This window comes from Candidatus Krumholzibacteriia bacterium (assembly GCA_030748535.1).
Taxonomy (GTDB): Bacteria; Krumholzibacteriota; Krumholzibacteriia; order JACNKJ01; family JACNKJ01; genus JASMLU01.
In genome coordinates this window covers 1-11,755 of sequence record JASMLU010000003.1, presented here as the reverse complement: position 1 = coordinate 11,755, position 11,755 = coordinate 1, and the positions used below count along the sequence as shown (strand labels likewise).

The following is an 11,755-nucleotide window of genomic DNA, read 5'->3' as shown; positions in this document are numbered from 1 at the left end:
CCCTTAAGAGCCCGGGTCAATTTCACAGCAACCCGCTCCAATGTTACCCTTGAGAATCTCGGTCTTGAGAAGAAAGCTGCCCTGTGTCACGACATCCTCTCCTTCTTTCACGCCGGACAGCACCTCATAGACATTGCCGGTGGCAACTCCCAGGTGAACCTTGCGTGGCTCAAACTCCGTGTCGGAGTTCCTCACAAAGACAATGTTGCAGCAGCCCTCCCATTGCACCGAGTCCTCCGGGACCAACAGTGCGGACTCCCGGTGGCGAAGTGTGATCCTCGCCCGGGCAAACATGTTTGCGCGGAGCAGCCTCCGGCTGTTGTCGAATTCGGCACGAGCGAGAAGTGTCCTCGTCCCGGGATTGACTTGAGAGCTTACCCATTGGATGTTTCCGGCAAAGGCTTCTCCGGGAAGCCCCTCCACCTGAAGCAGAACGGGCTGTCCCTCTCTGATTTCACGCAGGTCCGATTCATGGATGTCGATAAAGGCCCACATGCGGGACAGGTCGGCGATTGCAAAGAGTGACCTTGCGGGATCCACAAGCTCCCCGATCGTTGCATCCCGGTTTACGACAACTCCGGCAAAGGGAGCCGTGACCGTGTAGCGTGCGCTTGTATCACTGTTCTCTGGAAGTGTTTCGACCGCTTCCGAAGAAAGACCGTAGCTCAGCAGGGTTTGCTCCGCCTGCGATTGCTCGATTCGACTCTCCGCAAGGCGAGTTTCCGCCTCCAGCAGTTCCTTTGCCGTGGAGACCCCGCGCTCGAGAAGTTTTTTCACCTGTGAGTAGTTCCGTTGCCAGAGTGCGACAGAGGCCAGAGCTTGAAGGTATGCGGCCTTGGCGGCTCCAAGGTGCGTAGACGTGATGCTGAGAAGCGCGTCTCCCTCTTTCACGGTGTCCCCCGGATTTCTGTGGACTTCACTGACGATGCCGGGCACCTGTGCTGAAATCTGTGCATAGCGGTTTTCGTTGTAGGCGACTTCCGCGTTGCAGTGCAGGGTCTTGCTGATACTCTGCGACTCAACGCTGCTGAACTCGAGGCCGGCCTGTTTGGCGATCTCTGCATTGTCAAACCGAATGAGCTTGTCCTGCGTCCTGCAGTACACCGTAGGCGGCTGCTGGCTTCGGGAGGCGGGTTCCCATTCGGAAGTACTGCCCGTGTCGGTGGGCCCGGGCAGATCTCCGTCGCTCGAGAGGCCACAGAGGTCGCACTGGCTTTCCGGGCGATTGTGCTCCTCGCACCAGTCACCCACGGACTTGAAGGCCGGGATCATGGCGGGGTTACAGAGATGACAGAATGCCTCCGGAACATCGTGTTCCTTACAGAAACCCAGAATCTGGACAAGGCTCGGGTCACAATAGGGACACTGGGCTTCTGCAATCTGGTGTTCCTCGCAAAATGCGACTCCGGCTCTTCGGTCAGAGTCCCCTTCTTTCGTGTGACTGGATCCGCAAGACAGTGAGCCAAAGAGAAGCAGGGGCAAGAGAAGGGCAAAGGTGGCGAGTGTCCTATTCATGGAGAAACCCACTTTCATTGGAAGGACCTGAGGGAAGGAGGCTTTGTAATTCTGCCCCGGCAAGGAGGAGGTCCTTTCGGAGTTCGAGAGTTTTCAGTCGGGTGCTTGCGAGAGTGTTCTGGGCGTCAATGAGTTCCAGAAAAGGAAGGTGGCCGATCCGGTAGCCTTCCTGCGCCTGGACCAAGCCACGCTCTGCAGCGGGGAGGATTCGGTCTTCGATTGCATGCAACTGAGCTTGCAGATTTTTCTGTCGCTTGCGGGCAACTTCAAGAGAGGCCAGAAGTTCGTTCCGAAGGATGAGAGCACGATTGCGGGTTTGCTCCAGCAAGGCGGCCGCTTCGGCAATCTTCCACTGGTTACGGTTGAAGAGAGGCAGAGGCAAGGATATCCCGAATTCCAGAAAGTTCTCCTCCGATGCGTGGTTTCTCTCCAGTGCCGCAGAAAGCTCAAGATCTGGAATGCGAGCGGCTCTGGCTTGCCGGAGAGAAGCTTCTGCCGCATCGACATCTCTTTGTGCAGAGCGAAAGCCGGGATGCTGCTTCGGGAACTCGCCCGTTGCGGTTTCCTGACCGAACCTCGTGTCGGAAGCGAAGTCACCCGACAGGCGGTCGAGCGGGATGCGGATTCCGCCGAGAAGAGCGCCCAGTTCTGCCGAGGATCGCAAGGCATCCTCCTGCATCTGCTGTTGCGCCACTTCCAGTTCATAGACCTCCAGAAGAGCGCGGGTCACCTGAGACTCCGGGGCCGCCCGGGACTCGAAGCGGGTTCTGGCGATTTTGAGGGTGCTGTTTGCGATCAGAAGGAGATCCTCAAAGAGCTGGCCGGTTTCCCGAAAATAGAGTTGCTCCGCCCAGAGATCGTGGATATCTCGCAGGATCTCTCTTCGTGTGCTGTCGTAGGTGTAAGAGGCGGCATCCCGGGAAGCGCGAGCGGACTCCAGCGCCGCTTTTCGACGAGCGCCGAGGATCAGTGGCAGCGAGAGCGACAACTTTTCCTTTCGACTCTCCGGATCGCTTTCCGAAAGCTCTCCCAGCTCATAGCCCAAACCGGGATTGGGAAAGAGCCCGGCTTGGCCGACATGGGCACTTCGGCGCCGAACCTCACATTTTGCCGCAGCAAGTGTCGGGTTGGACAGGTCCGCGAGTCGAAACAGATCTTCGAGCAGGATCTGCTCCTTCCCGAGAATCGATTGTATTTCCCTCTCCTCTTGTTCCGGTGATGGCTCTGCCAATGCTGCAGAGAGCAGGGGAAAAAGGAGAATAGTCAAAATGAGAATCCGCGCCATGCAAATTCCTCCATAAGCCAGGGTTCCAGCAGAAGCACCCTGCTGAGAATTGGATTCGGGACTGAATTCGGGTTTAGGCGCGGGGAGGGTGGAAAATGTCTCCAGGGCGGGAAGACCGGTTGATTTCGTTGTCCTGCGGGGCTGCGGAACCGGCGGAATCCAGAGGTAAATCTGGAAGCAGGGAAGTGCTACGCAGGAAAACAGACCCCGCGCAACAGGGCAGGAAACAGCTCAAACAGCCATCCGGACAGTCATCATGGGTCGGGAGATCGGGAGCCCGCTCTTCTGGAAGCGCAACGCTGCCAAGCCCGTGGTCACAACAGTGACTTTCCTCGGGACCTGCAAGCAGACCGCTGACAGCATCCACGGGCAGGGAGGCCAGCGCCAGTACGAGGGCTGCCGGAAGGAACAGGGCCAGGGTCTTTCGCTTCGAGAGATTCATGATCCTCTTTGGAATTCTTGCAGGATGGTTATTAAAGATAGCACAGGGAGATCCCCGGAACAAGTTGGTAGTGCTTCTGAGAATGTACCTGCCTTCTCCCAAAGCTACTGACAGAAGAGACCGGACCTGGATCGAAGGATTTTCTCAAGATCTGTGGCGGCCTCTCTGTGCCGACCCGCCAGTGAACGCATTCATACTTGATCTTTTAGTCTTTAATCGCTAGGCTTTCAGTATATTCTCACTTTTACGGTGAGTCCTTTCCTCTCACCCAGCAGGGAGGCTCCTTATGGCGACTCTTCAGGAAATCCTGATGGAAAAGATCCCCCCCTACCGGGATCGCACTCGGCAACTGATTCGGGAGCATGGCGACAGCGTCATTTCCGAAGTGACCGTCAAGCAGGCCTACGGCGGCATGCGAGGGGTCAAGGGCATGATCTGCGACACCTCCGTGGTCAATGCAGACACGGGGCTGATCGTCCGCGGCTTTCCCCTGCTCGAGATCAAGGACCTTTGGCCCGAAGAAATCTTCTTCCTCCTTCTCACCGGAGAAAAACCGGACATAGAGGCAAAGGCGGCCCTGCAGCGGGAGTTCGACCGCCGAAGCCAGGTTCCCGAGTATGTCTGGAACACACTTCGCGCCATGCCCAAGGACACCAGTCCCATGTGTATGCTCGCGACCGGCATTCTGATCATGGATCGCGAGAGTGTTTTCCGGAATTGGTACGAGAAAGGCATGAAGCGTGAGGACTACTGGCTGGCCATGCTCGGGGATGCCCTGAACATTCTGGCCAAACTGCCGGTCATTGCTGCGGGGATCTATCGGATTCGTTACAACCACGGTAGCGTGATGCACTGGACTCACGGGCTGGACTATGCTGCGAACTTCTCGAACATGCTGGGGGTTGCCGACCCGGCCGGGAACTTCGCGAAGCTCATGCGTCTCTACCTGAACTTCCATGCCGACCACGAGGGCGGGAATGTTTCCGCAAACACCTGCCATACTGTGGGTTCCGCCTTGTCGGATGCCTATTATGCGGTGTCTGCAGGCTTGAACGGACTGGCTGGACCCCTGCACGGGTTGGCGAACCAGGGATGCATCGCCTGGACTCTCCAGATCATGGATCGTTTCGGTGGTGTTCCCAGCGAAGAGGGACTGCGTGAGTTTACCCTGGAAACCCTTCGTAGCGGAAGGGTGGTTCCCGGCTATGGGCATGCAGTCCTGAGGGTTACCGATCCCCGCTTCACCGGTTTCCACGAGTTCGGCATGCAGTACATGCCAGAAGATCCGGTCTTCCAGACGGTGGATCGTGTCTTCAATGTGGTGCCGAAGGTTCTCGGTGAGTATTCCGAGGAAAGGGTGGCCGCGGGCAAGAACCCGATTGCGAACTGCTGGCCCAATGTGGACGCAGTTTCCGGTGCTCTCATGTACCATTACGGGATTCACGAGTTTGAGTACTACACGGTTCTCTTCTCGGTCTCGCGGGTAATGGGGATGCTCAGCCAGCTGATTCTCAACCGTGCCCTGGGTACGCCGATCACGCGTCCCAAGTCGGTTTCCACCGAGTGGGTGGAGGGTCAGATGGCGAAAGCCGCAAGCAAGGCCTGATTCAGGGTTTATAGAAAAGGCGGCCCATTTCGGGGCCGCCTTTTTCATGCACGGCGCTTCTTCGACTAGTAGCGGGAGCGGAATTCTTTGGGGCCCGGGAACCCGAACTCGGGAATAGCTTTACAATTCCTGGTCTGGGACAAAAAAACCCGCCCCCGAGGGGGGCGGGCCAGGAGAGAAAACTCCGGAAACTACTTCAGATCCTTGTTTCTCAGCAAGGGTACATCCTTACGGGCAATCGTCGGGTGACTGATAATGCCAAAGTCCGGGTAGATCCAGCATTCATTTTCCGGAACGTTCCCGCTCTGGATTTCCACCAGGGCTCCTGTATCGGCAAGCCAGAGGCCGGTGAAGAGATCGTAGTCATGTCCACCGTCCCAGCCGGATTCCCCGAAGTTGAAGTGGATGAGACCACTTTCCTCAAGAACCACGGAGAACTGGTTGCTGTATTCATAATCTTCGTCATCGTAGGTCGGGCAATCCCAGTAGAAGGTGGCCTTGCCTTCCTCGAGAAGGTAGCCGAAGCCAGTGCCTTCACTGGGGTCCAGGTCATCCAGAAGGGCAAAGACGAAGCTGCCTGAGCCGTATCCTTCGAGAAAACCCCCGACCGAATCATAGTCGCCGTAGGCCAGAATCTCTTCCCCTTCATTCATCAACTGGATGTAGCCATTGGAGCCGACGCTGAAGTGAGTGAAGCTCTGCCCGTCAATCTCAAAGGTGAAGCCCAGGGCTTCGCCCGTGTCATTGTTAGCCTCGCCACTTTCGCAGTCGTCACAGTCCTCGGCCCAGTCGAGGTCCATCCAGACATCCAGTTCCACAAAGCCGCAGTCGCTTCCCACATCTTCATAGCCACAGACCACGAGGTCACGGTATTCCACGGTCACCTGAGGCGGGTCGTTGAAGTCGCGAACCTTGAATTTCACTTCGTAGACACCGGGCTCGGCGTACTCATGAAGCTCGTAGATGGGCTGGTTGGAATTGAAAATGCTGTGTTCTCCGTCGCCCCAGTTGATGCGGACGCGCAGGACATCATTGACATAGTTGTAATAGGTTGCTGACACCAGTCCCGTGCATCCGCCGGGAACCGTGGTTTCTACCTGAAGGCTGGCGATGATGGGCGCAGGGGCCTCGTCGCGAACCGTCGGGTCAATGGTGACCGGGTAGACGCGGGCGGGATCGTTCATCCACTCCGCGGGGATGCGGGTGCTCAGGAGAAGCTGTCCGGCGGCAAGGAATTCAATGTGGTACTCGGACCAGGCGTAATCCTCCCGGTTTACATCCCAGGCCGCGGAGGCGGGAATGTGGAAGATCTCGCGGCCGGCGGCATCCCGGAGGCTGATCCATGCAGGGGTGTTGGTGTGCTTGCCGATTTCGACTTCGCCGTCCTGAGTCCAGATCTGGAGACCGGGCTCAAAGTTCAGGACCTCCACGACCTCAAGATGGCTTGCTCCTCCGAGATCCATGGGCTGGTCGATGAGCAGATTGTGCTGCAGCATTCCCGGCTCGCTACGGAAGTTCAGGTGAGTTCCCACACCGAAGAGGTTGTGGAATTCGGTCTCTTCTTCATTCGTCAGGATGGTCTTCGGCTGAATGGACTGGTCTCCAAACTGAAGAGCCACCGGGGAGAAGTTCATCCAGTAGGGTTCCCGGTTCAGTTCCACCAGGGGGGCACCCGCGCTGGCGCTGATCGTGGAAGTCATGTCGCCCAGGGGAAGGCCCATCGGCACATAGGAAACTGCCTCGGGCTCAACACTCGTCTGGCTACAGCCCAGGAAGCCCAGAAGCAGGGCGGCCAAGGCCAGGGGAGCAAAGATGCGTCGCTTAAGTCTCATGTCAGATCTTCTCCTGTAGATGTTTGTTCGCAACAGAAATGCCTACCTTCCAGTAAGATCTGGGCACCCCGACACCGTTCTGAAGATCCGTGGATATTATCAGAAAGCAAGGGGGAACTCAAGACATCCCGAAGATTGCCCACAATGTCCTACAAAACCGGACAAAAGGAACCTAAATACTTGTCTTGGTGCTATTTAGGGCTATTTGCCTTTTTCTCGATCTTGGCCCAGGAGTCACGGAGTCCCACGGTCCGGTTGAACACCATTTGATCACTGCTGCTATCTATTGAATCAACAACGAAATAGCCCTGCCTCATGAACTGGACAGCTTCTCCGGGTTCCGCATCCCCCAGGGAGGGTTCGAGGCGACAGTCCCGAAGCAGTTTCAGGGATTCCGGGTTGAGGTCCTCGTGGAAGTCCCCCCCGGAGCCCGGCTCGATAGCAGAAAAAAGATGGTCGTAGAGCCGTACTTCTGCTTTCAGGGAGTCCTCAATGCTCACCCAATGCAGGGTTCCCCGCACCTTTCGCCCATCGGGAGACTCTCCGCCGCGACTCTCGGGGTCATAGCGGCAGAGCAGCTCCACGATCTCCCCGGATTCGTCGCGCAGCACTTCTTCGCAGGTGACGAAGTAGGCACCCTTCAGGCGAACTTCCTTTCCCGGGGCCAGGCGGAACCACTTCTTCGGTGCCTCCTCCCGGAAATCCTCTCTTTCCACAAAGAGCTCCCGGCGGAAAGGGACTTCCCGGCTTCCGGCTTCGGGATCCCCCGGGTTGTTCTCCACGGGAAGCATCTCAACCTTGTCTTCGGGGTAGTTCGTGATCGTGAGTTTCAGGGGGTTCAACACCGCCATGCGGCGCGGAGCCTTGCGGTTGAGATCCTCCCGCACGCAGAACTCGAGCAGGGCCATGTCTACGAGACTGTCGGACTTGGCCACGCCGATGCGTTCGCAAAACTCTGCGATGGCCTCCGGCGTGTAGCCGCGGCGACGCATGCCGCTGATTGTCGGCATGCGGGGATCGTCCCAGGACTCCACAATTCCCTCTTCCACGATTTGACGCAGCTTTCGCTTGCTCATCATCGTGTAGGCCAGGTTCAGTCTTGCAAACTCGATCTGCTGGGGATGAAAGACATCGAGGGAGTCGAGATACCAGTCATAGAGCGGCCGGTGGGTTTCAAACTCCAGAGTGCAGACCGACTGCGTGATTCCTTCAATGGAATCCTCCAGGCCGTGCGCCCAGTCGTACATGGGATAAATGCACCAGTCCTTGCCTGTTCGATGATGTTCGGCATGACGAATGCGGTAGATCAGGGGATCGCGCATGAGCATGTTCGGGTGCGCCATGTCGATTTTCGCGCGCAGCACCTTCTCGCCGTCGGCAAACTCGCCTGCACGCATCCGGGTAAAGAGATCCCGGTTTTCCTCCACACTTCGCTCACGCCAGGGGCTGTTCGCGCCGGGGCTGGTCACTGTGCCGCGGGTTTTGCGGATCTCTTCGCCGTTCTGGTCGTCTACATAGGCCTTGCCCGCTTCTATCAGTTGAAGCGCATAGTCGTACATCTGGTTGAAATAGTCGGAAGCAAAATACAGACGCTCGCCGAAGTCGGCGCCCAGCCATTTTACATCCTCGATGACGGAATCAACGAAGACCTGCTCTTCCATTTCCGGGTTCGTGTCGTCGAAGCGCAAATTGAAGAGGCCGTCGTAGCGCTGGGCCAGACCGTAGTTCAGAAGGATGCTCTTGGCGTGACCAATGTGCAGGCAGCCGTTCGGCTCCGGGGGAAAACGGGTGTGAACCCTGGCATCATATCGGCCGCTGCGATTGTGTTCGTCGATGATGTCCGTGATGAAGTTCCCGCGGATTTCCTTCTCTTCACACATTCGACACATCCCTTCCCTCGATGCTCGAGCGGATTTCATCGTGACGGATTTCCCCACCCTCATGCGCGGTGATGGAAAGAAGCAATGCCAGGGCAAGAGAGAGAAAGAGCAGAGCCCGGCGAAGGAGTTTCGAGGGCCCCGCATCCCCGGAGAATTGCCGCAGGGCAACCGTGCTCAGAAGTCCCGTGAGTACCATGCTGGCAAAGGCCAACTGCCCCAGCAGGGCGTGTTCGTCGGCAATCTCCCGGCTCGGTTCCATGAAGGTCTTGAGCAGTTCAAGGGCCCGCGGGCCGGAAGCAAAGACGAGTACTCCGAGAAGGCAGCCGACAAGGAGAGTCCAGGCGGCCGTACGAAAGTGCGTGTCCGAGCGACGGATCATCGAAACCAGAAACAGCACGGTGGCAAAGAGCGCCGCCGACAGGGGTAGATGAGCGAGCATCAGATGAAGCTGGGCGGCGTTCATTTCTTTCCCGTCTGGATGGCATCCGAGGGGTCGATGCCCTGGTCCACCTGTTCATAGTCCAGTTCGCTTCCCCCCATGCTGTGGGGGATGAGATAGACGCTCATCATCACCAGCGTGGCTACGATCACGATGATGCGATTGAAGAGATCTTTCGCCCGGGGCTTTGTGCCGATGAAGGCGGCGGCCACGACCCAACTCAGCCACATGATGAGCATCTTGTTGTCTGTCCAGTCCCCGCCAAAAGGCCAGCCGGTCCAGTAATCCCCGAAAGCGTATTTTTGGACGATGGGACCGAGTACCATGCCGCCTGCGGTCATGCCGATCAGGGCCGTCCAGCTCCAGATTCGCATGCCGCTGGGCGCAAACATGGCGGCCAGGGCTGCGCGCATGCCGATCAGCACGGCAAAGAACATCATCAGGATGTGGGGCAGGAGAATACTGGTGGGCACATGATCCTTGAAACGGATCACGACATTGTCTTCGCCCAGGCCCGGGATTTCGACGCTTTCATTCGACGAGCCGTAAAGCTCGATGCGGTACTCCAGTTTCCCGGCCGCAGGCTGTGCGGGAAGAAGCCCCACAAGAGACGGCTCTTCCGGCTTTGAAGCCTGCCCGCGAAAGAGGTCGATCAGGAACTCAAGGAGGTTTCGGCGATGCTTTGCCATCTCGTGAGAAAGAGGGACTTCGATGAACGCGTCCCTGGTTCGAAAGCGCTTCCAGTAGAGGCTTCCCCCGACATCGGTTCCGGGGTCGGGCAGGACAACCTTGGCCGCCCCGTTTGTGAGGATAGACCAGTCGCTGCGAATCAGTCGGTACTCGTGAACCTTGCCATCCAGCTCAAAACTTCCCTGTCGGGGATAGGTCGGTCCCGTGCTCTTCTGGTAAACCACCGAGGCCAGCATGAGAACGACGGCCAGAACCCAGAGCAGGGAACGGAGCCAGAGGGCTTCCTTGGGATATTTGTGCATTCATCACTCCTTGATCACAGCAGGGTAGCCACAGAAGCTTCAGAAATCCAGAAGGAATCCCTCTTGCCGGTGGCGCTTTTTTTCAGCTCGATCCATAATGGCGCATGCGCTCGACCCTGTATAACGACCTTCTTCTTCTGCTCGCCGCTGCGGTTTGGGGCTTTGCCTTCGTCGCCCAGCGACTGGGCATGGAGCATCTGGGTCCCTTTACCTTCAACGGAATCCGCTTTGCGATCGGAGCTCTGGCCCTTCTTCCCTTTCACTTGCTTCTGCGAAGAAAGAGTCCGGCGGCCACCCTGCCGGCCTTTCCGGCTCGCGGACTGATTCTGGGTCTTGTTCTTTTTGCGGGAGCCTCTCTTCAGCAGGTGGGAATCGTGACGAGCACGGCGGGCAAGGCCGGCTTCATCACGGGGCTCTATGTCGTGATCGTAGCCCTGCTCGGTCGATTCTTCGGGCGAAAGACCGCTCGCTCCACCTGGCTCGGGGTAGTTCTGGCCCTGCCCGGACTTTATCTGCTCAGCGTTCGCGGTTCCCTGAACCTTGCCTCCGGCGACGCACTGATCTTTTTCGGAGCCTGGTTCTGGGCGCTTCATGTCCTTCTGATTGGAAAGTGGTCCTCGGCTTCCTCGGTTCTCGGTCTGGCCATTGTGCAGTATGCAAGCGTCTCCGTTCTGAGTTTCGGCGTGGCAGTGACTCGTGAATCCCTGCAAGTTGCTTCGATTCTCGCGGCTCTTGGTCCCCTTCTCTATGCGGGGCTTCTTTCGACCGCCCTGGCCTACACCCTTCAGTTGCTGGCGCAACGCAAGGCTCCTCCGGCCCATGCGGCGGTTCTCCTCAGTCTGGAGGCGGTCTTCGCAGTGATCGGGGGGATCTGGCTTCTCGGAGAAACTCTGGATGCTCGCGCGATCCTCGGTTCTGCCCTGATGATGACGGGAATGCTGGCCAGCCAGTTGGGACAGAGGGAAGCTTGATTTCATAAGAAGAATCCCGGTTGAAGCTGAGTTTCTACAATAAGCTTGATTTCTGTGGTCTTATCGGATAGCATCCGTCTGCATCGTTTTATAATAGGCATTGCTACTCTTCTCCAAAGGAGCAAGTCATGCGTAATGTCGGGTTCGTGATCATCTCCCTGCTATTTCTGGCGGTAAGTTACTCAAACGCGCAGGACTGCCTGGATTACAGCGAGTTTGCGCAAATTGAAGGCAGCGTCGATACGCCGAGCTATGCCTTTGGCGTTGCCCTCGCAGGCAACTACGCCTATGTCGCTGATTACTTCTCCGGCCTGCAGATCGTTGATGTCTCCGACCCTGCTACGCCTCTTATCACCGGCAGCGTCGATACGCCGGGCATTGCCCAAGGCGTTGCCCTCTCAGGCAACTACGCCTATGTCGCTGACTTCAACTCCGGCCTGCAGATCGTTGATGTTTCCGATCCTGCGGCACCTGTCATCACCGGCAGCGTCGATACGCCGGGCGAGGCCTATGGCGTTGCCATCTCGGGCAACTACGCCTATGTCGCTGATTACTTCTCCGGCCTGCAGATCGTTGATATCTCTGATCCTGCTGCACCTGTCATCACCGGCAGCGTCGATACGCCAGGCGAGGCCTATGGCGTTGCCCTCGCAGGCAACTACGCCTATGTCGCTGATTACTTCTCCGGCCTGCAGATCGTTGATGTTTCCGATCCTGCGGCAGGTGTCATCACCGGCAGCGTCGATACGCCGGGCGCGGCCCGGGCCGGCGCCGGGTCGGGCCCGTCGGCGTG

General features: G+C 57.7%; 10 protein-coding genes. 3 read left to right on the top strand and 7 right to left on the bottom strand.

The genetic code is table 11. The features are described 5' to 3' along the window. Positions 1-3 precede the first annotated feature (3 nt). The 3 genes from QGH30_05360 to QGH30_05350 form a co-directional block, all read right to left on the bottom strand. A complete protein-coding gene (locus QGH30_05360) occupies positions 4-1,515 on the bottom strand; it encodes an efflux RND transporter periplasmic adaptor subunit (protein MDP7021763.1) in 1,512 nt (503 codons plus the stop codon). Next, positions 1,508-2,800: a TolC family protein gene (locus tag QGH30_05355; GenBank protein MDP7021762.1), complete on the bottom strand. Its 1,293-nt coding sequence runs from the start codon at positions 2,798-2,800 to the stop codon at positions 1,508-1,510. The genes QGH30_05360 and QGH30_05355 overlap by 8 nt, the downstream gene beginning before the upstream one ends. 73 nt (positions 2,801-2,873) lie before the next feature. After that, positions 2,874-3,242, bottom strand: coding sequence for a hypothetical protein (locus tag QGH30_05350; protein MDP7021761.1), 369 nt, complete (start codon positions 3,240-3,242; stop codon positions 2,874-2,876). A gap of 286 nt (positions 3,243-3,528) precedes the next feature. On the opposite strand from QGH30_05350, the gene QGH30_05345 reads away from it, so the two are divergent. Next, a complete protein-coding gene (locus tag QGH30_05345) occupies positions 3,529-4,848 on the top strand; it encodes a citrate (Si)-synthase (protein MDP7021760.1) in 1,320 nt (439 codons plus the stop codon). A 191-nt stretch (positions 4,849-5,039) separates the two neighbouring features. Here the strand turns inward: QGH30_05345 and QGH30_05340 are convergent, their stop codons facing one another. From QGH30_05340 to QGH30_05325, 4 genes are all read right to left on the bottom strand, one after another. After that, on the bottom strand, positions 5,040-6,680 hold the full coding sequence (locus tag QGH30_05340) for a hypothetical protein (protein MDP7021759.1): 1,641 nt from the start codon (positions 6,678-6,680) through the stop codon (positions 5,040-5,042). 191 nt (positions 6,681-6,871) lie between these two features. Continuing rightward, on the bottom strand, positions 6,872-8,560 hold the full coding sequence (locus tag QGH30_05335; GenBank protein MDP7021758.1) for a glutamine--tRNA ligase/YqeY domain fusion protein: 1,689 nt from the start codon (positions 8,558-8,560) through the stop codon (positions 6,872-6,874). After that, complete coding sequence (locus QGH30_05330; protein MDP7021757.1) at positions 8,553-9,023, bottom strand: hypothetical protein; 471 nt, start codon at positions 9,021-9,023, stop codon at positions 8,553-8,555. The genes QGH30_05335 and QGH30_05330 overlap by 8 nt, the downstream gene beginning before the upstream one ends. Continuing rightward, positions 9,020-9,991 (bottom strand): hypothetical protein, encoded by a 972-nt coding sequence (locus QGH30_05325; GenBank protein MDP7021756.1) that lies wholly within the window; start codon positions 9,989-9,991, stop codon positions 9,020-9,022. The genes QGH30_05330 and QGH30_05325 overlap by 4 nt, the downstream gene beginning before the upstream one ends. A gap of 104 nt (positions 9,992-10,095) precedes the next feature. On the opposite strand from QGH30_05325, the gene QGH30_05320 reads away from it, so the two are divergent. Then, positions 10,096-10,962, top strand: coding sequence for a DMT family transporter (locus QGH30_05320; GenBank protein ID MDP7021755.1), 867 nt, complete (start codon positions 10,096-10,098; stop codon positions 10,960-10,962). 128 nt (positions 10,963-11,090) lie between these two features. Further along, positions 11,091-11,755 (top strand): hypothetical protein (locus QGH30_05315; GenBank protein ID MDP7021754.1); only part of this gene is annotated, 665 nt, incomplete at its 3' end.

Bases quoted from the DNA above. Each gene is read 5' to 3' on its own strand.
- QGH30_05335 (MDP7021758.1), bottom strand. From the start codon at position 8,560: ATGTGTGAAGAGAAGGAAATCCGCGGGAACTTCATCACGGACATCATC.
- QGH30_05340 (MDP7021759.1), bottom strand. From the start codon at position 6,680: ATGAGACTTAAGCGACGCATCTTTGCTCCCCTGGCCTTGGCCGCCCTG.
- QGH30_05355 (MDP7021762.1), bottom strand. From the start codon at position 2,800: ATGGCGCGGATTCTCATTTTGACTATTCTCCTTTTTCCCCTGCTCTCT.
- QGH30_05330 (MDP7021757.1), bottom strand. From the start codon at position 9,023: ATGAACGCCGCCCAGCTTCATCTGATGCTCGCTCATCTACCCCTGTCG.
- QGH30_05345 (MDP7021760.1), top strand. From the start codon at position 3,529: ATGGCGACTCTTCAGGAAATCCTGATGGAAAAGATCCCCCCCTACCGG.
- QGH30_05360 (MDP7021763.1), bottom strand. From the start codon at position 1,515: ATGAATAGGACACTCGCCACCTTTGCCCTTCTCTTGCCCCTGCTTCTC.
- QGH30_05350 (MDP7021761.1), bottom strand. From the start codon at position 3,242: ATGAATCTCTCGAAGCGAAAGACCCTGGCCCTGTTCCTTCCGGCAGCC.
- QGH30_05320 (MDP7021755.1), top strand. From the start codon at position 10,096: ATGCGCTCGACCCTGTATAACGACCTTCTTCTTCTGCTCGCCGCTGCG.
- QGH30_05325 (MDP7021756.1), bottom strand. From the start codon at position 9,991: ATGCACAAATATCCCAAGGAAGCCCTCTGGCTCCGTTCCCTGCTCTGG.